The sequence below is a fragment of the Cryobacterium sp. TMT2-42-4 genome (genome assembly GCF_004402645.1).
Lineage (GTDB): Bacteria > Actinomycetota > Actinomycetes > Actinomycetales > Microbacteriaceae > Cryobacterium > Cryobacterium sandaracinum.
Window position 1 is genome coordinate 158,448 of the sequence record NZ_SOFT01000024.1, and the last position, 22,533, is coordinate 180,980.

Genomic DNA, 22,533 nt, shown 5'->3' on the forward strand with positions numbered 1-22,533 from the left:
GCGCACCGCCCTACGATTGAGTGAACGACCGACGAGCTGGAGGCAATCATGACGACACTGGTGGGGTTTTCGAGCAAGTACGGTGCCACCGAGGGAATCGCCGAGCGCATCGCCCGCAAACTGCGGGAGGCAGGGCAAGATGCCGTGGCCCGGCCGGTCGCATCCGTTGACCAGGTGGACGGGTACGACGCCTTCGTGATCGGCAGTTCCGCCTACATGGGGTCGTGGCGCAAGGACGCGACGGAGTTCGTGCGGCGCCACCAGGAACTGATCACGGCGCATCCGGTGTGGCTGTTCAGCAGCGGGCCGCTGGGCACCGCGGGCAAGGACGCCCAGGGGCGGGATCTACTCAAGGAGAGTGAGCCGAAGCAGTTCGAGGAGTTCGGCCAGTCGCTCCAGCCGCGCGGAATGCGGGTGTTCTTCGGTGCGCTCGACCCGGCCGTGCTCGGCCGCCGGGACAAACTTGTGCGGCGCATCCCGAGTGGGCGCGAGCTGCTGCCCGAGGGTGACTTCCGCAACTGGGTCGCGATCGACGAATGGGCGGCGGAGATCGCCCGGGAGCTGTCCGTCTAACTCCCCAGCAGGCTGCGGATGTCGTCGGCCGTGAGGTTTCCACTGAACCCCGGCGCATCCGCTGGGGCGTCGCCGAGCACCTGGTCGAAGAGCTCGGCCTTCTGTTTCTGCAGGGCCATGACCTTCTCCTCGATGGTGCCGGTGGCGACCATTCGGTAGACCATCACGTTCTTCGTCTGGCCGATGCGGTGGGTGCGGTCGATGGCCTGCGTCTCGGTGGCCGGGTTCCACCATGGGTCGAGCAGGAAGACGTAGTCCGCCTCGGTCAGGGTGAGGCCGAACCCGCCGGCCTTCAGACTGATCAGGAACACCGGCTCACTGCCGGTCTTGAACCGGTCGATCACCTCGGAGCGGCGCAGGGTGGACCCGTCGAGGTAGCAGTAAGGGATGCCCCGGGCTTCGAGCCGCGCGGCCGCCTTCTTCAGGAACGACGTGAACTGGCTGAAGACGAGCGCACGGTGACCTTCGGCGACGACGTCACCCAGCTGTTCGAAGAGGGCGTCCAGTTTGCTGGACGACACTCCGGTGTACTTCTCGTCGACCAGGGACGGGTCCAGGCTGAGCAGCCGCAGCAGGGTCAGCGAGCGGAACACGATGAACCGGTTTTTGTCGAGGTCGTCGATCAGGCCGAACAGCTTCTGCCGTTCCCGCTGCAGGAACGTGTCGTAGAGCGCGCGGTGCCGGGGGTTCAGCTCGATCTCAAGCACCTGCTCCTGTTTGGGCGGCAGCTCGGGGGCGACGACCGCCTTGGTGCGACGCAGCAACAGTGGGCGGATGCGCCGGCGCAGCCGCGTGAGCACCTCGGGGGTGTCGCCGCGGTCGATCGGGCGCACGTACTCCTCCGTGAACCGCCGAAGAGAGGGGAACAGGCCCGGTGCCACGATCGCGAACAGGGCATGCAGCTCGAGCAGGCTGTTTTCCATCGGCGTGCCCGTGAGCGCGAGCTTGAACGGCGTCGTCAGGTCGCGGGCGCACAGGTGCACCCGGGTGGCGCGATTCTTCACGAATTGTGCCTCGTCCAGGATCAGCCCGGCCCAGCCGTGCGCCTGGTAGGCCTCGAAGTCGAGACGGAACAGCGTGTAGGAGGTGACGACGACGTCGGCGCCGGCCGCGGCATCCGTCAGCGGGATGCCGCCGGCCGCCTCGGTGCCTGTGATCACCCGAACGTCGAGGCCGGGCGTGAAGCGGGCGGCCTCGGAACGCCAGGTGGCGACGACGGATGTCGGGGCGACGACCAGGAACGGCCGCCGCTGGGCCGGCTCGGCCGGGTGGGCGGTCGCATGCGCCAGGAGTGCGAGCGTCTGCAGGGTCTTGCCGAGGCCCATGTCGTCGGCGAGGATTCCGCCCAGCTGGTGCTGCCAGAGGAAGGTCAGCCAGGTGAAGCCCTGCGCCTGGTATGGGCGCAGGGTGGCGTGCACGGCGGCCGGCAGCGGGGCGGGCGGGGCGTGCTCGGCGTCGTCGGCGCCCTTGGACAAGCCGATCAGCCCGGACACGGCCGCCCGCCACGCCACGGCCTGCTCGGTGTCGTCGGCGAGGTCCTCGAAGTCGCTCCAGAGGGCAGCCTGGTAGCGGCTGATGCGCAGGCCGGTGTCCCATTCCTGCAGGGCGCGGGCCTCGGTGATCAGCTCGTGCAGGCGCTCGAACGCCGGCTGCCGCAGCGACAGATAGCTGTTGTCGACCAGCAGGAGCTTCGCCTGCCCCTTCGCCAAAGCCTTGAACAGCGGGCCGAACGGCACGCTCCGACCATTGATCGTGACGATCACGCCCAGGTCGAACCAGTCCCGCTGGTCCGTCTCGACCGTGCTGATTGTCAGCTCAGGAGTCTCGGTCAATTCGCGGTAGTCGGGCCGGGTGCCGCGGATGTCCACGCGCGCGCCGGGCAGCGTCTCCAGCCGCGGGAGCGCACGTTCGGCCACCTCGGCCGCATCGATGCCGCGCAGCGTGATCGATGTCGCGGCCGGGCCTGCGCCGGTGTGGCCGGCCTCCTCGAGGAGGCGCCTGGCCCGCTCGTGGATGACCCGTTCGGTGGGCTCGTCGCGGCTTCCGTTCGAGGGAGACGAAGACGTGGACGTGGACGTGGGCGTGGACGTGGATGTGGACGTGGATGACAGCACGGGCAGCTTCTTCAGCAGGGCACCCTCGCGGTACTCCCAATGCCAGGCCAGCTCCAGCGCCTGCCTCGGCCGGAACCAGGCGGTGAGCACGAGCAGAGGTGGGTCGGTCTGGGGGAAGCGCACGGAGCCATCCGTGCTGGTCACCGGCAGGGTACGCCGCAGCGCCGGATAGAAGTCGCTCAGGAACTCGGCCGTCTCGTCGGCCGGCACGAGAACCGTGCCGGGCGCACCGAGCAGCCGGCGCTGCTCGGCGGTGAGCGGACCGTCGACGGTCGGGGCCAGGGTGAACACCGGGCGCGGCCCGAGGGCATAGCCGTAGATCCCGTGGCCGCCGATCGCCCCGGAATGCTCGGGGGGATGCGGGGTGCCGTCAAACAGGAGCCGGGTGGTCAGGAGCAGACCCTCGGTGCCGGCGGCGTTCCGGCTTGCGTCGAGGCTCACGTGGGCCGCGCGGCCCACGCTGACCGTGGCATCCTTCGTGCTGCCCACGAGACGCAGCCCCAGGGTCTCGGCCTCGTCGAAGAGGGTCCAGAGCAGCGGGCTGGCGAAGTCGTCGAGGTAGATCCAGTCCGTCTCCTGGCTGGTGTAGACGCCGCGCACGGCCCGGTGCAGGGCCAGGATCTGGCTCAGCCAGCGGTGGTGCTCGCGGTTGAGGTTGAGGCGGTTGCGGTGGAAGCCCAGTTGGTTCCACGCCACGTCCGCGCGCACCCAGTTGCCTCGGGCGCTTCGGATGACCGGGCGCACCCCGAGCCGGATCTCGCCCTGCCCGGGGCGCACGTTCGTGACCGGCCGGGCCGTCGCACCTCGCCAGCGGTCGTTCGTGCGAGGCGTCTGCTCGCGCAGCTCGAATTGGAGGCCCATCGGAACGGGCGGATCGGCGGTCCCACCCGGTTCGCCGGGCGGGGGTCCCGCGATCCGCTTCCAGTCCACCCGCGCCGGGGGAGACCCGGCGTCAGACATGGCTCCATGCTCTCATGTGGGCAGCGCGGTCGGAGCGCAGTGTCCGCGGTTGAACCGATTCGACGGAGAATGCGCCGGAAAACTGCTGAGGCTCACACAGCTACCGCGGTGACCGCTGCTTCCCTCGACGGATGCGCCCTGGCGGCATCGATGATCCAGGCGAAGTCGAACGCCGTCTCACGCCAGCGGCTGTACCGGCCGGACACCCCACCATGGCCGGCCGACATCTCGGTCTTCAGCAGAACATCCGCTCCCACCTCGCGCAGCCGGGCCACCCACTTGGCCGGCTCGACGTAGAGCACTCGGGTGTCGTTGAGGCTGGTCACGGCGAGTATCCGCGGGTACTGCGTGTCGCGCACGTTCTCCACGGGGGAGTAGCCGCGCATATACGCGTACACCTCAGGGTCGTGCAGCGGGTCGCCCCACTCGTCCCACTCGATCACGGTCAGCGGCAGCGATGGGTCCAGGATCGATGTCAGCGCGTCCACGAACGGCACCCCGGCAAGGATGCCCGAGAACAGTTCCGGGGCCAGGTTCGCCACGGCGCCCATCAGCAGGCCGCCGGCACTCCGGCCCTCGGCGACGAGCCGGTCGGGACTGGAGTAACCCTGGTCGATCAGGTGCCGGGCGCTGTCGACGAAGTCCGTGAAGCTGTTGCGCTTGTGCAGCTTCTTGCCGTTCTCGTACCAGAGTCGACCCAGCTCGCCGCCGCCCCGCACGTGGGCGATCGCAAAGATCATGCCGCGGTCGAGCAGGCTGAGCCGGGCGATGCTGAACGACGGGTCGATGCTGATCTCGTAGGAGCCGTAGCCGTAGAGCAGGGTCGGGGCGGGAGTTCCCGGAGCGACCAGGTCGCGCCGGTAGACGAGGGAGATCGGGATGCGCGTGCCGTCGGCGGCGGTGGCCCACTCGCGGCGCTGCTCGAACAGGGTCGGGTCGTAGCGGCCGAGCACGGGCTGCTGCTTCAGCAGCCGGCGCTCGCCGGTGGCGACCACGTGGTCGTAGACCGTCGACGGCGTGACGAAGCTGGTGTAACCGAGACGGATGGTCGGCGTGTCCCACTCGGGATTGGCCGACGTGCCCACGGAGTACAGCGGTTCCTCGAAGCCGAGCTCGACGAAATCGAGTTCCTCGTCGGGTGCCTCGGCGCTCACGGCAACGCGGGTGAGCCCGTCCCGCCGGTATTCGGCCACCACGAAGTCCCGGAATGCGTCGACGCTCTCGAGGCGCACGGCCGTATCGTGGGGCAGCAGAATCCGTTTCTCACCCCGCGGGTCGGCGACGGAGACGCTGACCAGCTCGAAATTGACCGCGTGGTGGTTGTGCACGATCAGCAGGCGATCCTCGCCGCCCAGCACGGCGTGCTCCACGTCGTACTCGACGCCGTCCAGCCGCGGCCAGACCAGGGCGAACTCGCCGGTCGGGTCGACGGCGTCGAGCAGCCGGGTCTCGGTGGTCACACTCGAGCCGGCCTCGATCAGCAGGAACCTGCGGCTGCGGGTGAGGCCGATGCCCACCCAGAAGCGCTCGTCGGGTTCGTGGAAGACCGACACGTCGGCGGCGGCCGCGGTTCCCACCTCGTGCCGCCACACGGTGTCGGGCCGCCAGGCGTCGTCCACGGTCGTATAGAAGATGTAGCGGCCGCTCGGGTCGAACAGTGCCCCCTCGCCGGTGTTCGGGATCTCGTCCGCGAGGTCCTCGCCGGTCGCGATGTCGCGCACGCGCAGGGTGTATCGCTCGTCGCCCTCGGTGTCGACGGCGTAGAGCAGCCGGCTCTCGTCGCCGCTCACGTCGGTGCTGCCGAGCGAGTAGAACTCGTGGCCGGCCGCCTCGGCGTTGTCGTCGAGCACGAGCTGCTCGTCCGGGAGTCCGGCGGTCCCGCTCGCCTGCCCGCTGGTCTGTTCGGGGATCTGTTCGGGAAGCACCGGCGGGGTCCAGTCGTCCGGCGCGGAGATCGGCGCACGGCAGTGGATGCCGTATTCCTTCCCCTCGACCGTGCGGGTGTAGTACCACCAGTGGCCCTGTCGCACCGGAACGCTGAGGTCGGTCTCCTGGGTGCGGCCCCTGATCTCCTCGAAGATCTGCTCCCGCAGCAGGGCCAGGTGGGCGGTGTGGGCATCCGTGAAGGTGTTCTCGGCGTCGAGGTGTGCGATCACCTCGGGGCTGTCCTTGTCGCGCAGCCATTCGTAGTTGTCGGTGAACACGTCGTCATGGAAATTGCGCTGCTGTGGCTTCTGCACCGCGCGGGGAGGAGTGGTCATGAGTCATAGCGTAGTTCCGTGAGGGCGCAGACTTGAGGGGTACCAGCCCAGAGACGAATGGAACCACAATGACGCAGCCCGGAATCGCCCCGCTCGAAACCTCCCGAGAGGAGGCCCTGCAGGGGCAGGTCTTCCAGGCGGTGCTCTTCGACATGGACGGCACCCTGGTCGACTCCACTCAGGCGGTCACCCGGTCCTGGCTGCGCTGGGGTGCCGAGGTCGGCCTCGGCCCGTCGTTCACCGGCCCCGAGCACGGGGTGCCGGCGCGTCAGATGATCGCGACCCTGGTGCCGGAGGAACTGGTCGAGACATCCGTCACCCGGCTCACCGAGTTCGAACTGGCCGACACGGCTGGTGTCAGGATCCTGGCCGGCGCGGCGGAACTCATGGCGAGCATCCCCGAGGCCCGCCGGGCGATCGTCACGTCCTGTGCCCGGCAGCTGTGCCTGGTGCGCCTGGACGCCGCCGGCTTCCCTGCACCGCTCACGGTGGTGACCATCGACGACACCAGCCGCGGCAAGCCGTTCCCCGAGCCGTTCCTGCTGGCGGCCGAACGCCTCGGCGTCGACCCGGCCCGCTGCGTCGTGGTCGAGGATGCCCCAGCCGGCCTTGCCGCCGCCCGCGCCGCCGGCTGCGCCACGATCGGCGTCGTCGGCACCCATCGGGCCGCCGACCTGGAGGCCGACCTGGTGGTCTCCGGTCTCGACCGCCTGCGCGTGTCCGTGCAGGATGACGGAGTGGTCTTCCACCTGGTGACCGAGCAATAGCAGCCCGGAGCAATAGCGTCCGGACTCAGCGCTCGTAGATCTCCAGCGGCAGCCCGTCGGGGTCGCGAAAGAAGAACATCGCTTTGCCGGTGTTCGGGTCCACCCTCAGTTCCTCAACCTCGACGTGCTTAACGATCAGCTCGTCGCGGGCGGCCGGCACGTCGTCGACCTCGAACGCGAGGTGGCGCAGCCCGAGCGCTTCCGGGCCGCTCCTCCGAGGCGGGGTGTCGGGAAAAGAGAACAGTTCGATCAGGTAGTGGCCGTTCAAGGCAAGCTTGCCCATCCACGACCGGCGCGCGGCCCGGAAGTATTCCGCTTCGAGCGTGCAGCCGAGAACGTCGAGGTAGAAGGCCTTGGACACGTCGTAGTCGCTGGCGATAATGGCGATGTGGTGCACTCCGTTGATGCGCATGCGGCAGTTTCGCATACTCCAGGGGGCGGAGGAGGTCAGGATGAAACCGATGATTATAACGCTAGCTGATCGTTGGGAGACCGAGATGAATAAGAGCAGCGATCCACTGCGTCAAACGGTGGTGCTGGTGAGCGCGATCCTGGCCGTCGTCGGATCGTTCATCGGATCCGGGGCCGCCGGCGGAACCCCGATCCAGAACGCGTCAGGCGGTGCGCTCGCCGCCGACGCGACCCCGATCGCCCCCGACGGGCCGGCCTTCGGCATCTGGACCGCGATCTACCTCGGCCTCATCGCCTACGCCCTGTGGCAATTCATGCCGGCGCAGAAAACGGATGCCCGCCAACGCGCCCTGGGCTACCCGATCGCCGCGTCGCTCGTGCTGAACGCCGTCTGGATCCTGAGCATCCAGTTCGACCTGCTCTGGCTCAGTGTGCCCGTGATCGTGCTTCTGCTGGTCGTGCTGATCCGGGCGTTCCAGCTCACGCTCCGCACCCGGCCCAAAAACCTGATTGAGACGATCGTCGCCGACGGCACCGTGGGCCTATACCTGGGCTGGGTGGCCATCGCCACCGCCGCCAACGTCACCGCGGTGCTCGTCGCCTCCGGCTTCGAAGGCTTCGGCCTCAGCGCGGACCTGTGGGCGGTGCTGGTCATCGCCGTCGCCGGGCTGGTCGGCGTAGTCCTCGCGCTCTACGGCCACGGCCGCCTCGCCCCGGCCGCGTCGCTGTGCTGGGGCCTGGCCTGGGTGGCCGTGGCCCGGCTGGCCGGCACCCTGCTCTCTGCTCCCACGGCGATCGCGGCGATCGTCGCCGTGGCCGCCATCCTGATCGTCACCATCACCGTGCGCGTGCGCACCTCCAGGTCCGTCACGTCCGCCACGTCCCGATCGGTCACCGCGTGAGCGATTCGGCCACCCTGCCTGTCACCCCGGCGGGCGTCACCTCGGCGCGCCGACGCTGGGCCGGTCTCGTCTTCATCAGCGTCGCCGTCGCCCTGATCATCGTCGATTCCACGATCATCAACGTGGCCATCCCCTCGATCGTCGACGACCTGGCGATCACCTCGACCCAGGTGCAGTGGGTGCAGGAGAGCTACACCCTGGTTTTCGCGGCCCTGCTGCTGGTGTTCGGAACGCTTGCCGACCGGTTCGGTCGACGGCGCATCCTGATTCTCGGCGTAATCGTCTTCGCCACAGCCTCCGCCTTCGCGGGAGCCCGTCTAGCTGCGTGTCCCTGACGGCCAGCGGGTTTCGAGGATGGGAGGATCCCGGGCTCCGCCGTGGGTCAGGCCCGGCCGAGCCTGCACGTGTGGCCAACTCAGGACATCCGTCGCCCGCATTGCCGGCTCCCGCGGACCAGTGCGGAATTGGTGCGGATGTCCGTCCCGGCCGGACGGATCTCCTGAGTTGGCCACAAGGCCCGCCAGAGCCGCAGCCGCACAGCTGCGCTCTGCATCCCCCGCGACCCCCCGCGTCACCCCACCCGCCACCCCGTGCTCCACCGCGCAGCCCGAACGAATCCGACGGGGATTTTGCCCACGACCCTCCCAAAGAGCCCGTAAACCCGTTTTTTCCTCAAAATCCGTCGAATTGGTTCGGGGTGGCTCGGCGGCATCCGTCGCGGCGAGTGGCGAGGCCAGGATCGGTCGACCCGGACCTGCCCCTAGATCTCGGAGTCGTCCACCGGCCCCGGCCGCGCGGACGTCGGCTCTATGCCGCCGTTCGTGGTGCCGGCAGCGGCGGCGTTGGCCTCGCGCTCCAACCGGGCTGCGCGGCGGCTCGGTTGCGGCTTTTGCACGGACAGCTCCCCGCCCACGCGACCGCCGTAGGGGCGGCCGTGGTCGGCGTACTCCTCACGGAAGTAGGCCATGCGCCACGGACCCATCTCGATCCGGGCGCCGGTGCGCAGGACCTGCCCATCGTGCTCGTCCGCCCGGTAATTTCGCTTGGCTCCGCCGGAAACGTCGCCGAGCGGATACAGAACGTACTCGTCGTTGTCGTCGTGGCGGATTTCGGCATGGAACGGGTGCAGACCGGCCAGCTGCAGGTCGGCATCCGGGGCCGAACCGATGGTGGTGACCGTCGGCAGCAGATCGAACTCGCGCGGCATCTGACCGTTCCAGTTCTCCGAGCCGATCACGAAAACCAGCCGGGGCCGGCCTGCCCCCGGTGTGTAGTGCGTCGTGGTCACCCGGCGACGGATGCGCCGGTCGAAGGTCGGCACCAATGGCAACAGGGTGCCCGGCGGCAACGGCAGGGTCAGGCCCGCTTTCGGTGCGGTACTGCGCCGCCGCAGAAGCGGAACCAGCGCGGCCCGGCTGCCGAGCGTGATGTGCGACGAACCGGTCAGCAGGCGCTGGATGACGGGTGCCTTGACGGCTCCCAGCCGGATGATCAGGCCGTCGGGGCCGGACACGGAGACGGTCAGGCCGCGTTCGGCCAGGGCGCCGGCCAGGCCGCGGAGCTGCTTCAGCTTCATCGTGCTGGTGCGCACGAACATCTCGGGCTTGCTGGAGAAGATCTCGACGTCGAGGCCGCTGGCCGTGATTGTTCCGCCCATCTGCTCGGCGCCGGTCGCCTCCGTGGTGTCGCCCGGTGTGCCCGGCTCCGCGAGGGAGAACTCCAGGTCGATGTCCAGGCGGGTGGTGGGGCTCATGACTACTTGGTGAGCGGTTCGGTGCCGGAACCCTCGCTCGTGGTGACCCGCAGGGTGCCGTTCAGCTTCCAGGTGGCACGGGGGGCGTCGGGGCCGATGTCGCGAGGCACCTCCACGGTCATGTCGATGAAGCTGTAGTTGATGGCGGCGCTCTTGCCGGTCAGGTAGGACCACATCTCCTTGCCGAGGTCGGTCCAGTCCTTGATGTTGTGGGCGTCGGGGCCGGTGGCGTTGGCAGTGGGTACGGGGTTCTGGCTGTCAGTCACGGTGTGTTCCTTTTCGCTTGGTTGCAGGGAAACGGCACTCGGTCGTCGCACATCGGGCCCGCAATCGGCCAGAATCGGATCAACGGTGAACCGCAGCGCGGACAGCCATCAGGAGCCTCGTCTGCCGCGTGTAGGCCAACCCTAGTTGAGCACGGCTGCAGGGGGAAGGGCGCGGCACCCCCTGTTCTGGTCGGTGGTCTCAGCTAGCCTCGAAACCACCGTGACCAGCGCTTCCGGTGTGGTTGTGCGTGCGCAAAAAGGAGATCAACGTGTTCCTATCAGACTCCGCCACCGTTGGCTACTCGGCGAGCGACCTCAGCGCCGCGGCCGCCTGCGAGTGGGCACTGTTGCGCAGACTCGACGCGAAACTGGGACGCATCGACGCCGCCCCGGCAGCCGCTGACGCCATGCTCCAGCGCACCGCCGAGCTGGGCGACGCCCACGAACTGCGGATGCTCGAACAGCTGCGCGCGACCCGCACCGTCGTCGAGATCGAACGTGGCGACCTCGTCGACATCGGTTCCGCCGTTGAAATGAGCGAGGCGGCCCTGCGCGCAGGGGCCGAGGTGGTGTTCCAGGCCGCGTTCTTCGACGGGCGATTCCTGGGCTACGCGGACTTCATCATCCGCACCGGGAGCGGCGACCAGAGCGACCCCGCCGACCCTGCCGCGACCTACGAGGTCTACGACACGAAGCTGGCACGCTCGGCGAAGATCACGGCGCTGCTGCAGTTGGCGGCGTATAGCGACCAGTTGCAGCGGGTGGGCATCCCGACGGGGGAGAACGTGCACCTTCTGCTGGGCGACGGCCGCACCAGCTCGCACCGGCTGAAGGACATCCTGCCTGTCTACCGCGCCCGGCGCGCCCGCCTCGAGCGGCTGGTCGACGAACGCCTCGCCGACCCTGCACCCACCCCGTGGGGTGACCCTCGCTACGCCGCCTGCGGCCGCTGTGACCTGTGCGAGGAGCAGGTGCAGCAGCACCGGGACGTGCTCCTGGTCGCGAACCTGCGGCTCGGCCAGCGCGCCCGGCTGCGCTCCGCGGGCGTCCGCTCCATCGACGACCTCGCCGCGCGGCGCGAGCTCGTCCCCGGTTTGTCGGACACCACGCTGGCGACACTGCAGGGGCAGGCCCGGCTGCAGATCGCCTCCCGGGCCCCCGGCCGGCCACTGAACTGGGAGATCATCAACCCGGCCGCCCTCGCGGCGCTGCCCGCACCCGACGCGGGGGACATCTTCTTCGACTTCGAGGGTGACCCGCTCTACCAGGAGGCCGGCAACGGAGCGTGGGGGCTGGACTATCTGTTCGGTCTGGCCGTGCCGGACGACACCTTCCGCACTTTCTGGGCGCACGACCACGCCGAGGAACGTCAGGCCCTGATCGACTTCCTGGAGTATGTGCGAGAGCGCCGTTCGCGGCATCCGGGGCTCCACATCTACCACTACGCCCCCTATGAGCGCACCCACCTGCTCGGCCTTGCCGCCCGGCACGGGGTCGGCGAAGAAGCGGTCGACGACCTAGTGCGCCGGAATGTGCTCGTTGACCTCTACCCGATCGTGCGGCAGGGCTTGCGCATCGGCAGCCGCAGCTACTCGCTCAAGAAGCTCGAACCGCTCTACATGGGGCTCGAGGAACGCGAGGGCGTGGCCAACGCCGCCGATTCGATCACCGAATACGTGCGCTCGCGCACCCTGTCGGCCGCCGGCCAGACGGATGCCGCGGAGCAGATTCTCACGGACATCGCCCGTTACAACGCGTACGACTGCCGTTCCACCCTGCGCCTGCGCGACTGGCTGCTGGCCCGCGCGGCCGAGCAGCCGGGCGCCACCGCAGCGTCGCCGGCGACCCTGGCAGGCGTGCCCCTGCCGGTGCGGGAACCGGACCCGGTCTACCTGGAACTCTCCGCGCTGCTTGCCGACGTTCCGCCGGCCGAGCGCACCGCCGACCAGACCGCGCTCGCCCTCGCCTCGGCGGCGATCGACTACCACCGGCGGGAGCAGAAATCGTTCTGGTGGGACCACTACAGTCGCCTGGGCGCGCCCGTGGACGACTGGGCGGACACCAGGGACGTGCTCATCGTCGAAACAGCAGCCCTGCACCTGGGCTGGCACCGGGAAGGCCGCCAGTCGCTCGACCGCCGGGTACTGCGCCTGACCGGGGCACTCGCGCCGGGCAGTTCGCTCAAGGTCGGGCAGCAGCCGTTCCTGCTCTACGACCTGCCCTACCCGCCGATCAGCCGCAGCGACGCCCCCGGAGCGCGCACCGCGCACAACAGGGCGACCATCATCGACGTGATCGACGAGTCGGTCTATTTGGTCGAGGAGGTGCTCGAACGCGATGCACCCGCCCACCGGGAAATGCCGATCGCCCTCACCCCCGGCACTCCGCCGCCAGCCGGGAGCCAGGTGACCGCGATCGCGGAGTGGGGCCGCGCCGTGCTCTCCCTGTGGCCGGAACCGCTGCCGGACGCGGCCTTCGACCTGCTGCGCCGACGCCCGCCCCGGTTGCTCGGGGCAAGCGGCCCGACGCAGCCCCTGGTGCAGCCGCCGGCGCGCCCCGGCGACGGCGAGGGTGATGGTGAAGGGGATGTGCGCACCGCCATCCGGGACACCCTGCTCGTGCTCGACCGGTCCTACCTCGCGGTGCAGGGCCCGCCCGGAACCGGCAAGACCTTCGTCGGCTCGAGGGTGATCGCCGACCTCGTCGTGCGGCACGGCTGGCGCGTCGGCGTCGTCGCGCAGTCCCACGCCGCGGTCGAGAACATGCTCCGCGCCGTACTCGCCGCCGGAATCGACGCGGGGCTGGAGCCCGGCCAGGTCGGGAAGAAGGCGAAAAAGGGCGACGAGACAAAGCCGGTGCCGTGGACCCTCCTGGATACCAAGACCTTCGCCCGGTTCACCGGCCAGTCCGGCGGCTGGGTGCTCGGCGGCACCGCCTGGGACTTCAGCAACGCCGACCGGGTGCCGCGGGGCTCCCTCGACCTGCTCGTGATCGACGAGGCCGGCCAGTTCTCCCTCGCCAGCACCATCGCAGCTGCCGTCGCGGCCGAACGCCTGCTGCTGCTCGGCGACCCGCAACAGCTGCCGCAGGTCAGCCAGGGCACGCACCCCGAACCGGTCGACGGCTCGGCTCTGGGCTGGCTCAGCGACGGACACCAGGTGCTCCCGCCGGAATTCGGCTACTTTCTGAAGACCAGCTGGCGCATGCATCCGAGGGTCTGCGCTCCGGTGTCGGCGCTGTCCTACGAGGGGCGGCTGCGCTCGCACCCCTCCGATCGCCGACTCGAGGGAGTGGAGCCGGGCCTGCACCCGATGCCCGTGCCGCACCGGTTCAACTCCACCTCGTCGGTGGAGGAGGCCGAAGCCGTGGTCTCACTGGTGACCGGTCTGCTCGGCCGACCCTGGACATCCGGTGGCCGGTGCGCACCGCTGGCGCAGGGCGACGTGATCGTCGTGGCGCCCTACAACGCGCAGGTCGAGCTGCTTCGCCGCCACCTCGTGCAGGCCGGTCTGGGTGACGTGCCGGTGGGCACCGTCGACAAGTTCCAGGGCCGGGAGGCGGCGGTCGCCGTGGTCTCGCTTGCCGCCTCCGCGGCAGAGGACGTGCCGCGCGGCCTCGAGTTCCTGCTCCTGGCAAACCGGCTCAACGTGGCCATCTCCCGTGCCCAGTGGGCGGCCTGGCTGGTCTACTCGCCGGCCCTGACCGAGACCCTGCCCTCGAGTGTGGAGAGTCTGGCCCAGCTGAGCGCGTTCATCACCCTGGTCACGCCCGCCCGGGCCTGACTCCGGCGTCGAAGCCTGACCCACGAAAAGGCACCCTCACTCCGGCATGATTCGCGCGGATTGAAGGTGCCTTCAGTCGGGGGTGCTACTCGGCGTCGAGGTCCGTTTCGAGGAGCTTGACGAGGGATTCGAGAGCCACATCGGCTCCGTCGCCCTCGGCGCGCAGCACAACGATGTCGCCATTGGAGGCACCCAGGCTCATCAGCGACAGGATGCTGGAGGCATCCATCGCGTCCTCGGCCGGGTCGGTCTCGAGGGCGATGGTGACCTCGAGGGTCAGGTCGCCGACGGCCGCCGCGAAGATGGATGCGGGGCGCGCGTGCAGGCCGACGCGGCTCGCGATGGTGGCTTTACGTTCGGACATGGTTCCTCCTAATTGGTGCCCGGCGAAGGGGTGGCTCGCCGGCGATGATGCGATGCGACGTAGATCCGAAGCGGCTAGAGACCCAGCTCTTCAAGTATGGGCAATCCGGCGCGCACGCGGGTACGCGCTTCGTCCGAATTACGGGCCGAAACGGCGATCTGGGCAAGTTCCTGCGCCCGTTCGAGCGTCACGGACTTCAACACGGCGCCCACGGCGGACATCGACCGGGCCGTCATGGACAGGGTGTTGACGCCCAGCCCGACGAGCACGACGGCGAGAATCGGGTCGGCGGCGGCTTCGCCGCAGACGCCGACGGGCTTGTTGTGGCCCTCGTCTATCGCCCCCGCGACGGTGAGCTGGATCAGCTGAAGCACGGCGGGCTGCCACGGCGAGTTCAGCGCGGCGAGGGTGCCGAGCTGACGGTCGGCGGCCATCGTGTACTGGGTGAGGTCGTTCGTGCCGAGGCTGACGAATTCGGCTTCGGTCAGGATGCTCGCGGAGCGGAGCGCCGCGGAGGGAACCTCCACCATGACGCCGGGGGTCTTCAGCCCGGCGACGCGGCACATGGCGGCGAAGTCGGCGGCCTCGTCGACCGTGGCGATCATCGGTGCCATCACCCAGACCACGGCGGAGGATGCCTGTGCGGCGGTGGCGATTGCCGTGAGCTGGCGCTTGAGCACGCCGGGGCTGGTCAGGTCGGTGCGGTAACCGCGCACGCCGAGCGACGGGTTGGGCTCCGTGCTGTCGGTGAGGAACGGCAGCGGCTTGTCGGCGCCCGCGTCGAGCGTGCGCACGACGACCTTCTTGCCGGGGAACGCGTCGAACACGCCGCGGTAGGCCACGACCTGCTCGTCGATAGTGGGCTCGATGTCGCGCTCGAGGAAGCAGAACTCGGTGCGGAGCAGTCCGACGCCCTCTGCGCCGGCGGCCGCGGCCTTGACCGCGTCAGCGGCCCCGCCCACGTTGGCCAGCAGCGGAACGAGGTGGCCGTCGGCGGTGGTGCCGGTGCCGTCGAACACGGACAGGCTGGCTGCGACGTGCTCCCACGCCGTGACGGCGGTGCGCTCGTCGTCGCCGGGGTCAACCTGGAGGGTTCCGGCGGCGCCGTCCACGTAGACCTCGGTGCCATCGGTGAGGGCGTCGACGCCGACGGCGGCGACGACGGCCGGCAGGCCGAGGGCGCGGGCGATGATCGCGGTGTGCGACTGCGGTCCGCCGCCGCTGGTGACCAGGGCGAGGATCTTGTTCGGGTCGAGGGTGGCGGTGTCGGCCGGGGCGAGGTCCTCGGCTACGAGAACGAAGGGCTCGTCAGACTGGGGGATGCCGGGGGCGGTGACGCCGCGCAGCTCGGCGACGATCCGGGCCCGCACGTCGAGGACATCCGTGGCCCGCTCGGCCATGTAGCCGCCGAGGTTGTGCAGCATCTCGGCGACGGATGCGCCGGACTCCCAGATCGCGCGTTCGGCGGATGTTCCGGTAACGATTAATTTCACTGCAGCTTTTATCAGCATCGGGTCGGTGGCCATCAGCGCGGTGGCTTCGAGAACCGACTTGCTGGCGCCCGTGGCGGCTTCGGCGCGACGCTGAAGCTCGGTTTGCACCACCTTGGCGGCCGTCCGCAGCTCTGCCGTTGCGACTTCGGGTGTAGTCGCCGCATCCAGGCGTTCACCTGCCGGGGGTTCGCTGATCGGTTTGGGCATCTGGCGAACGGATCCGATGATCCGGCCGGGGCTTACGCCTACACCAGTGAAATTCTGCACGGGACAACCTCTATTCTTGCGCAGCAAAAATACTGCGCTATTGATGCTACGCGTCGGCCGCCCCGATTTTCTCGGAGCGGCCGACGTGCGGTTAAGCGTTGACCAGGGCGGGCGCTGCTGCGTCCGCGGTGACCAACGGTGTCTTTCGAGCGTATCGCTTCAGCGCGATCACCAGGATGGCCGTGACGACGGTTCCGATCGCGATCGCCAGAGCGAAGAGTGCGAAGCTGTCGATGGCGAAGAAGACGAACATTCCGCCGTGCGGGGCCTTCGAGGTGACGCCCCAGGCCATCGAGAGAGCACCGGTCACGCCGGCGCCCACCATGGAGGCCGGGATCACGCGGAGCACGTCTGCGGCAGCGAACGGGATGGCGCCTTCGGAGATGAACGACGCACCCAGGAGCCAGGCTGCCTTGCCGTTTTCGCGCTCGGCGACAGTGAACAGTCGGCGGTCGAGCACCGTGGCCAGGGCCATGGCGAGCGGCGGAACCATGCCCGCGGCCATGACCGCGGCCATGATCTGCCACGGAGCCTGGTTGGCCATGGTTGCGGTGCCGAGACCGGCGACGGCGAAGGCGTAGGCAACCTTGTTGACCGGTCCGCCGAGGTCGAACCCCATCATGAGGCCCAGGATCAGGCCGAGCAGGATGGCGGAGGCGCCGGTCATGCCGGACAGCCACTCGTTCAGGGCGGTGGTCAGCAGCGCAATGGGGCCACCGAGCACGAGGAACATCAGGCCCGAGGCGACGATCGACGCGACCAGCGGGATGATGACGACAGGCATCAGGCTGCGAAGCCAGCGCGGCACGTCGAGCTTGTTGAAGCTGGCGGCTGCGACACCGGCCAGCAGACCACCGGCGATGCCGCCGAGGAAACCGGCACCCATGAACCCGGCGACGGCACCGGCGACGAAACCGGGGGCGATTCCGGGACGGTCGGCGATCGCGTAGGCGATGTACCCGGCCAGGGCCGGAACCAGGAAGCCCATCGACAGCGCGCCGATCTTGAAGAAGACCGCTCCCAGATAGGTGAGCATGCCGCCTTCCGGCAGGTTGAACAGGTTGTTCTCCAGGGTGACCGTGTCGGCGACCTCGGTGATCTCGTAGCCTCCGAGGAGGAATCCGAGGGCGATCAACAGACCTCCACCGGCGACGAACGGGATCATGTAGCTGACACCGGTGAGCAGGGCGCGCTTGACCTTCTGGCCGAAGTGCTCGCTGGTCTCCTCGGCCTCGGCCGCACCGACGGTGCCGCCGACGCGGCGGGCGTTGGGGTTCTGGGCCGCGGCCAAGGCATCGTGGATGAGCTTGGCCGGTTCGTCGATGCCGCGTTTGACGGGCACCTGGATGACGGGCTTCCCGGCAAAGCGCTCGCGACCGCGAACGTCGACGTCGACGGCGAAGATGACCGCGTCGGCCGCGGCGATGACGGCCGGGTCGAGCATCGTGAGGCCGGCCGAGCCCTGGGTTTCGACCTGCAGGTCAACGCCGGCGGCCTTCGCCGCGGCAACGAGCGATTCGGCGGCCATGTAGGTGTGCGCGATGCCGGTCGGGCAGGCGGTCACAGCGACGATGCGCTTGACACCGGCGGATGCCGCGGGCGTGCTTCCGGCGACGCCGCCGGCGGCCACGGGAGCGGGGGAGACGACGCTGGTGACCAGTTCGACGATTTCGGCCTGGGTCTTCGCGGCGCGCAGCGCGGCGGTGAAGGGGGCCTGCATCAGCGAGCGGGCGAGCTTGGCCAGGATCTTGAGGTGTTCCTGATCCGCGCCCTCGGGAGCGGCGATCAGGAAGACGAGGTCCGCGGGACCATCTGCGGCCCCGAAGTCGACCGGCGAAGTCAGTCGGGCCAACGCCAGCGTCGGCTCGGTGACGGCTGCCGAACGGCAATGCGGGATGGCCAGGCCGCCGGGGATGCCGGTTGCCGTCTTCGCTTCGCGAGCGAGGGCATCCGCGTAGAGGCTCTCGATCTCGGTGGCGCGGCCGGCGCCGACGACGAGCTCGGCAAGATGCCGGATTACGCTCGAGGGTGCGGCTCCGAGGTTCTTATCCAGAGCGACAAGCTCCGGGGTGATCAGTGCACTCACTGGACATCCTCCTTTGGATGGGTGTTGAGCGACGTCAGGGTGACATCGCCCGGTCTGGTTTGGTGCAGAGCCGGAACGGTTGATCCGGGCAGGGACGCGGCTGCGGCCCCGTGGGCTGCGGCCTGGCGGAGAGAGTCGGGGGCGGAGCCGCCGGCGATGCTGCTGAGCAGGTAGCCGGCCAGGGAGGAATCGCCGGCTCCGACGGTGCTGCGGGCGACGATCGGCGGCGTTTTCGCGAGCCAGGCGCCGTCTTCGGTGACCAGCACGGCACCTTGGGAGCCGAGGGTGGCCAACACGGCGCCAACGCCGGTGGCGACGAGACGCTCGGCGGCGCGGGCCACGAGCACCGGATTGCCCTCGAGGCTCTCCGGGTCGGGGATGCCGGTGAGCTCGGCCAGTTCTTCGGCGTTGGGCTTGATCAGGTCCGGTCCGGCCGTGACGGCGGCGGCGAGGGGTGCGCCAGACGAGTCGACGGCCACCCGAGGGGCGCTCGCGCCGAACCGGGTGCGGAGCTCCCGGGTGATGTCGGCGTAGAAGTCGACGGGCACTCCAGGCGGCAGCGATCCGGCCAGCACGAGCCAGCTGGCACCCTCCGCTTTCTCCATCACGAGTTCGATCAGGTCGCTCTGCTGCGCGGCGGTCAGTACCGGTCCGGGTACGTTCACCTTGGTGGTGGTGCCGTCGATCTCGGTCAGCGCGATGTTGCTCCGGATCGTGGCGCCGATCGGCATGCCGAGGTGGGGCACCCCCGCGGCCCGAAGGGCCACCAGAACGGGGTCCAACTCGTCGCCGGGGAGGATGGCGAGGCTCAGGATGTCCGAGGCCTTGAGGGCGCGAACGATGTTCACGCCCTTACCGCCTGGTTCCTCGCGGGATGAACCTGCCCGCTGAACTTCGCCGCGGGCCAGCGGGGCGCGGAGCTCGATGGTGCGATCCAGGCTCGGATTCGGGGTAAGCGTGATAATCACGCGATCACAACCTCAACGTCGGCCGCGGCGAGGGCTGCGGCAAGTTCATCTGATGGGAGAGCGTCCGTGATCAGCACGTCCATGTCGCCCAGGGCCGCGAAGCGGATCAGGGTTTCCTTGTCGAGCTTGGAGGAATCGGCCAGTGCGACAACACGACGGGCCGAACGGACGATGGCTGTCTTCACGGCGGATTCAACGGCATCCGGAGTGCTGAAACCGAATTCGGCGTGCACGCCGTTGGCGCCGACGAAAGCGATGTCGGGCCGCAACGAATCGAGCTGGGCGATGGTGCTGGGACCGACGACGGCGCGGGTGAGGCCGCGCACGCGGCCGCCGAGGATATACAACGAGATGGCGTCGTTGCCGGCGAGTTTCGTGGCGATCGGCACCGCGTTGGTGATGACCAGGAGTTCGTCACCGGGGGCTGCCGGGGTCCAGTCGAGCAGGAGGTCGGCGAGCAGCTCGGTCGTGGTGCCGGCATCCAGCAGGACGGAGCCGGTCTGGCTCGAGGGAATCATGGTGAGGGCGGCGGCCGCGATGCGCTGCTTCTCGTCCTGCCGCTGCGTCTGGCGTTCCTCGAGGCTGAGCTCGGACATGCTCTGCCGGTCGAACGCGACTGCGCCGCCGTGAACCCGGCGCAGCTGGCGGGCGCCCTCGAGGCTGTCGAGGTCGCGCCGCACCGTTTCGGGGGTGACATCGAAGCGGGAGGCGAGATCGCTGACCGTGACCCGGTTCGAACTGGTGACCAGATCGACGATCAGGGCCTGACGTTCTTCGGCGAACATGGCGACCTCCTCGACGCTGAGTGGCCGAAACCACGAATTTGTAGAATATAAAAACCTTACCTGTGTTTGTTTTTGTTTGTCAAGAAAAACAAAGACAAACAAAGAACTTGCTGCCCAGTGTCGACCGGGCTCGCCCGGTGCTGCCCGGTGCCGCCGGGTGTCGGCCGTCGGCGATAACGTGAATGGCATGAAGATCCTGCACACGTCCGATTGGCACATCGGGCGAACCTTCCACACCCATTCGACCCTGGATGCCCTGCGTCAGGTGCTGGATGCGCTGGTGGAGGTGGTGCGGCAGCGCCGGATCGACGTGGTGGCGGTGGCCGGCGACATCTTCGACTCGGCCATGCCGTCGGCCGAGAGTTACACGCTGCTCGCGGCGGTGCTGCGGGAAATCAAGCAGGCAGGGGCCACGGTGGTGATGACCAGCGGCAACCACGACTCCGCCACCCGCCTCGGCTTCCAGGCGGAGTGGGCCGCACTCGCGGGCGTCCATGTGCTGACCCGGCCGGAGCAGTTCCTCGAACCGGTCACCGTGCCGGACGAGCACGGGCCCGTGCACTTCTATGGCATCCCCTACCTGGAGCCGGCGCTGGTCCGGCACCTCAGCGTCTTTCACGGGCCGGCAGACGAACCGCTCAGGACCCACGAGCAGGTGCTCACCGTCGTGATGCAGCGCATCCGCGATGACCTGGCCACGCGCGGCGGGCGATCGGTGGTGCTCAGCCACTGCTTCGCGGCGGGAGTGCCCGCGGCCGCGGCGACCGATGCCGTGCGGGACATCACCGCGGGCGGCCTCGATCTGGTGCCCGTGTCGGTCTTCACAGGACCGGACTACGTCGCCCTCGGCCACATCCACGGGCGAGCCCACCTCACCGACCGCGTGCGCTACTCGGGAGCACCACTGCACTACTCCTTCTCGGAGGCCGGCAAACCGCGGGGCTGCTGGCTGGTCGAGCTCCAGGGCGGCCCTGCCGCCGACATCGAATGGATCGAGCTTCCGGTTCCGCGGCGACTCAGCGTGCTCACCGGCGAGATCGAACAGCTCCTGACCGATGACGCCTGGGCCGAGTTCGAGCCCGACTGGGTGTCGGCCATCCTGACCGACCAGGTGCGTCCCCTCGACGGCATCCGGCGCCTGCAGAAACGATTCCCGCACTGCGTCACGCTCGAGCATCGGCCCGCTGTCGTCGTCGACTCGGATGCCGTCAGCTACGGTGAGCGCATCGACCGCCAGAGTGACCGCGAGATTGTCGCCGGGTTCCTCGAGTTCGTGCGCAACGGGGTCGGCCAATCCGATTTCGAACGCGACCTGGTGGCGGAACTCCTCACCGAGGGTGACCTGAGGGAGCTGAGCCGATGAAGATCAAACGTCTGCGGATCGCCGGATTCGGCCCCTACAAGAACGAACAGGTGATCGACTTCGAGCGCTTCGATGCCGATGGAATCTTCCTGATCACCGGCAAGACCGGGGCCGGCAAGTCCAGCATCCTCGACGCCGTCTGCTTCGCCCTCTACGGCAGCGTGCCGCGCTACGAGGGAACGGAGTCCCAGCTGCGCAGTGACCACTGCGAACCGGATGACCCTACTTTCGTGGAGCTGGAATTCGCGCTGCACGAGAACGACTACCGCATCTATCGCACACCCAGGTACGAGAAGAACAAGAAGCGCGGCCCGGGCACGACCATGTCACCGCCCGACGCGCGCCTCGACATCCGTGACCTGCACGACGACCGGGACACCCCTGAGGGCTGGCGCAGCGTGGCGACCCGCCCGGTCGACGTCGGGCATGAGCTCAGCCGCATCCTGCCGCTCAAGCAGGACCAGTTTCTGCAGGTGATCCTGCTGGCCCAGAACCGGTTCCAACGGTTCCTGCTGGCCAAGACCGATGACCGGCGAGGGGTGCTGCGTACCCTCTTCGGCACCGCCCGGTTCGAGCATCTCGAACTCGGGCTGATCAGCCGGCGCAAGTCGCTCGATGATGCGCTGGAATCCGTGCGCCAGCGCCTGGCCGGCCTGGCGGCCACCGCGTCCCGGCACTTGCAGCGCGAAGACCTGCCCGGCAACGACTCCGATGACGCGCCCGGCAGTCGCGACCGGACCTGGTTCGACGCCGCCCTGGCGGAGCTGGACGAACTGCTGGCCGAGGCGTCGGCGGGGGCCGACCGGGCCACGTCGGCGCTGGAGTTGGCCGCCGCAAACGTGCAGGCCCAGGAAGACCTGCGCAGCCGGCAGGACCGCCGCAACGAAGCTCACTCGGCCCTGGTCGTTCTCGAGGCCCGGCAGGGGGCGGTCGCCCTTGACCGGGCGGCCGTGCTGGCCGCGAACCGGGCTTCCCGCGTGTGGCCGGCGCTCCGCACGCGTCGGGAGGCGGAGGAAGCGCTCGAACGTGCCCTGATCGGCGAATCGTACGCGCACGGCGCCTGGCATGAGTATCAGGACGACCCAGGTCTGGTGGAAACAACGGAGAGCCTCAAAGCCGTCATCGAGAATCTCCTGGGCCGGCTCGGATCGTTGAAAGACGTTCTCGACGTCGAACGGCTGCTGCCCGGCATCGAGGCCAAGATTGTGACGCTGCAGGAGGAGCTCGCCCTGCACGTGGCATCCGTCGCGCAGACCCAGGCGCTCCTGGACGAGCTGCCGGACCGGCTGGACGAGGTCGACGAGGCCCTGGCGGCGGCGGCGCTGGCGGCGGCCCGCGAACCCGAGGCGCGCGCCCAGGCGGAGCGGCTGCGGGCGGCCGAGGACGCGGCCGGCCAGGTGCGGCGTCTCGACGCGGAG

General features: G+C 69.0%; 15 protein-coding genes and 2 pseudogenes. 7 read left to right on the forward strand and 10 right to left on the reverse strand.

Annotation, left to right across the window (positions count from 1 at the left end):
• Nucleotides 1-48 precede the first annotated feature (48 nt).
• Entirely contained in the window at nucleotides 49-573 is a 525-nt protein-coding gene (locus E3O18_RS08490; RefSeq protein ID WP_134393564.1) for a flavodoxin domain-containing protein, read from the forward strand.
• Here the strand turns inward: E3O18_RS08490 and E3O18_RS08495 are convergent.
• Both E3O18_RS08495 and E3O18_RS08500 read right to left on the reverse strand, forming a co-directional pair.
• Nucleotides 570-3,647 carry a DEAD/DEAH box helicase gene (locus E3O18_RS08495; RefSeq protein ID WP_134417903.1) on the reverse strand — a complete coding sequence of 1,026 codons (3,078 nt, stop codon included), beginning with the start codon at nucleotides 3,645-3,647 and terminating at the stop codon, nucleotides 570-572. The genes E3O18_RS08490 and E3O18_RS08495 overlap by 4 nt on opposite strands.
• Before the next feature lie 92 nt (nucleotides 3,648-3,739).
• Nucleotides 3,740-5,908 (reverse strand): annotated as a pseudogene (locus tag E3O18_RS08500) (S9 family peptidase); the annotation flags it as partial.
• Between the two features lie 68 nt (nucleotides 5,909-5,976).
• Between E3O18_RS08500 and E3O18_RS08505 the strand changes: the two are divergent.
• Entirely contained in the window at nucleotides 5,977-6,675 is a 699-nt protein-coding gene (locus E3O18_RS08505) for an HAD-IA family hydrolase (protein WP_134393567.1), read from the forward strand.
• Between the two features lie 25 nt (nucleotides 6,676-6,700).
• On the opposite strand, the gene E3O18_RS08510 is transcribed toward E3O18_RS08505, so the two are convergent.
• The gene (locus E3O18_RS08510; protein ID WP_134393568.1) at nucleotides 6,701-7,087 is read right to left on the reverse strand and encodes a VOC family protein; all 387 of its coding nucleotides are present in this window, start codon (nucleotides 7,085-7,087) and stop codon (nucleotides 6,701-6,703) included.
• 85 nt (nucleotides 7,088-7,172) lie between these two features.
• Here E3O18_RS08510 and E3O18_RS08515 point away from each other — a divergent pair, with 85 nt between their 5' ends.
• Both E3O18_RS08515 and E3O18_RS08520 read left to right on the forward strand, forming a co-directional pair.
• The gene (locus tag E3O18_RS08515; RefSeq protein WP_134393569.1) at nucleotides 7,173-7,988 is read left to right on the forward strand and encodes a tryptophan-rich sensory protein; all 816 of its coding nucleotides are present in this window, start codon (nucleotides 7,173-7,175) and stop codon (nucleotides 7,986-7,988) included.
• A pseudogene (locus E3O18_RS08520) lies at nucleotides 7,985-8,287 on the forward strand (MFS transporter); the annotation flags it as partial. The gene E3O18_RS08515 and the pseudogene E3O18_RS08520, both read left to right, overlap by 4 nt.
• A 461-nt stretch (nucleotides 8,288-8,748) precedes the next feature.
• Here the strand turns inward: E3O18_RS08520 and E3O18_RS08525 are convergent.
• Together E3O18_RS08525 and E3O18_RS08530 are read right to left on the reverse strand one after the other, a co-directional pair.
• On the reverse strand, nucleotides 8,749-9,741 hold the full coding sequence (locus E3O18_RS08525; protein ID WP_174722061.1) for an FHA domain-containing protein: 993 nt from the start codon (nucleotides 9,739-9,741) through the stop codon (nucleotides 8,749-8,751).
• A 2-nt stretch (nucleotides 9,742-9,743) separates the two neighbouring features.
• Entirely contained in the window at nucleotides 9,744-10,007 is a 264-nt protein-coding gene (locus tag E3O18_RS08530; protein WP_174720110.1) for a hypothetical protein, read from the reverse strand.
• Between the two features lie 269 nt (nucleotides 10,008-10,276).
• Here E3O18_RS08530 and E3O18_RS08535 point away from each other — a divergent pair, with 269 nt between their 5' ends.
• The gene (locus E3O18_RS08535) at nucleotides 10,277-13,789 is read left to right on the forward strand and encodes a TM0106 family RecB-like putative nuclease (RefSeq protein WP_134417904.1); all 3,513 of its coding nucleotides are present in this window, start codon (nucleotides 10,277-10,279) and stop codon (nucleotides 13,787-13,789) included.
• Between the two features lie 85 nt (nucleotides 13,790-13,874).
• On the opposite strand, the gene E3O18_RS08540 is transcribed toward E3O18_RS08535, so the two are convergent.
• From E3O18_RS08540 to E3O18_RS08560, 5 genes are all read right to left on the reverse strand, one after another.
• Entirely contained in the window at nucleotides 13,875-14,153 is a 279-nt protein-coding gene (locus E3O18_RS08540) for an HPr family phosphocarrier protein (protein WP_134393571.1), read from the reverse strand.
• 74 nt (nucleotides 14,154-14,227) lie between these two features.
• Nucleotides 14,228-15,913: a phosphoenolpyruvate--protein phosphotransferase gene (gene ptsP / locus E3O18_RS08545; protein ID WP_134417905.1), complete on the reverse strand. Its 1,686-nt coding sequence runs from the start codon at nucleotides 15,911-15,913 to the stop codon at nucleotides 14,228-14,230.
• A 91-nt stretch (nucleotides 15,914-16,004) separates the two neighbouring features.
• Nucleotides 16,005-17,999, reverse strand: coding sequence for a fructose-specific PTS transporter subunit EIIC (locus tag E3O18_RS08550; RefSeq protein WP_134417906.1), 1,995 nt, complete (start codon nucleotides 17,997-17,999; stop codon nucleotides 16,005-16,007).
• Nucleotides 17,996-18,967 carry a 1-phosphofructokinase family hexose kinase gene (locus tag E3O18_RS08555; protein ID WP_134393574.1) on the reverse strand — a complete coding sequence of 324 codons (972 nt, stop codon included), beginning with the start codon at nucleotides 18,965-18,967 and terminating at the stop codon, nucleotides 17,996-17,998. The genes E3O18_RS08550 and E3O18_RS08555 overlap by 4 nt, the downstream gene beginning before the upstream one ends.
• Nucleotides 18,964-19,752 (reverse strand): DeoR/GlpR family DNA-binding transcription regulator, encoded by a 789-nt coding sequence (locus tag E3O18_RS08560; RefSeq protein WP_134393575.1) that lies wholly within the window; start codon nucleotides 19,750-19,752, stop codon nucleotides 18,964-18,966. The genes E3O18_RS08555 and E3O18_RS08560 overlap by 4 nt, the downstream gene beginning before the upstream one ends.
• A gap of 187 nt (nucleotides 19,753-19,939) precedes the next feature.
• On the opposite strand from E3O18_RS08560, the gene E3O18_RS08565 reads away from it, so the two are divergent.
• Nucleotides 19,940-21,115 (forward strand): exonuclease SbcCD subunit D, encoded by a 1,176-nt coding sequence (locus E3O18_RS08565; RefSeq protein WP_134393576.1) that lies wholly within the window; start codon nucleotides 19,940-19,942, stop codon nucleotides 21,113-21,115.
• Nucleotides 21,112-22,533 (forward strand): SMC family ATPase (locus E3O18_RS08570; protein WP_166784908.1); only part of this gene is annotated, 1,422 nt, incomplete at its 3' end. The genes E3O18_RS08565 and E3O18_RS08570, both read left to right, overlap by 4 nt.

What these genes read in the sequence shown, in the direction of transcription:
- E3O18_RS08490 (WP_134393564.1), top strand. Translation starts at nt 49, where the DNA reads ATGACGACACTGGTGGGGTTTTCGAGCAAGTACGGTGCCACCGAGGGA.
- E3O18_RS08495 (WP_134417903.1), bottom strand. Translation starts at nt 3,647, where the DNA reads ATGTCTGACGCCGGGTCTCCCCCGGCGCGGGTGGACTGGAAGCGGATC.
- E3O18_RS08505 (WP_134393567.1), top strand. Translation starts at nt 5,977, where the DNA reads ATGACGCAGCCCGGAATCGCCCCGCTCGAAACCTCCCGAGAGGAGGCC.
- E3O18_RS08510 (WP_134393568.1), bottom strand. Translation starts at nt 7,087, where the DNA reads ATGCGCATCAACGGAGTGCACCACATCGCCATTATCGCCAGCGACTAC.
- E3O18_RS08515 (WP_134393569.1), top strand. Translation starts at nt 7,173, where the DNA reads ATGAATAAGAGCAGCGATCCACTGCGTCAAACGGTGGTGCTGGTGAGC.
- E3O18_RS08525 (WP_174722061.1), bottom strand. Translation starts at nt 9,741, where the DNA reads ATGAGCCCCACCACCCGCCTGGACATCGACCTGGAGTTCTCCCTCGCG.
- E3O18_RS08540 (WP_134393571.1), bottom strand. Translation starts at nt 14,153, where the DNA reads ATGTCCGAACGTAAAGCCACCATCGCGAGCCGCGTCGGCCTGCACGCG.
- E3O18_RS08560 (WP_134393575.1), bottom strand. Translation starts at nt 19,752, where the DNA reads ATGTTCGCCGAAGAACGTCAGGCCCTGATCGTCGATCTGGTCACCAGT.
- E3O18_RS08565 (WP_134393576.1), top strand. Translation starts at nt 19,940, where the DNA reads ATGAAGATCCTGCACACGTCCGATTGGCACATCGGGCGAACCTTCCAC.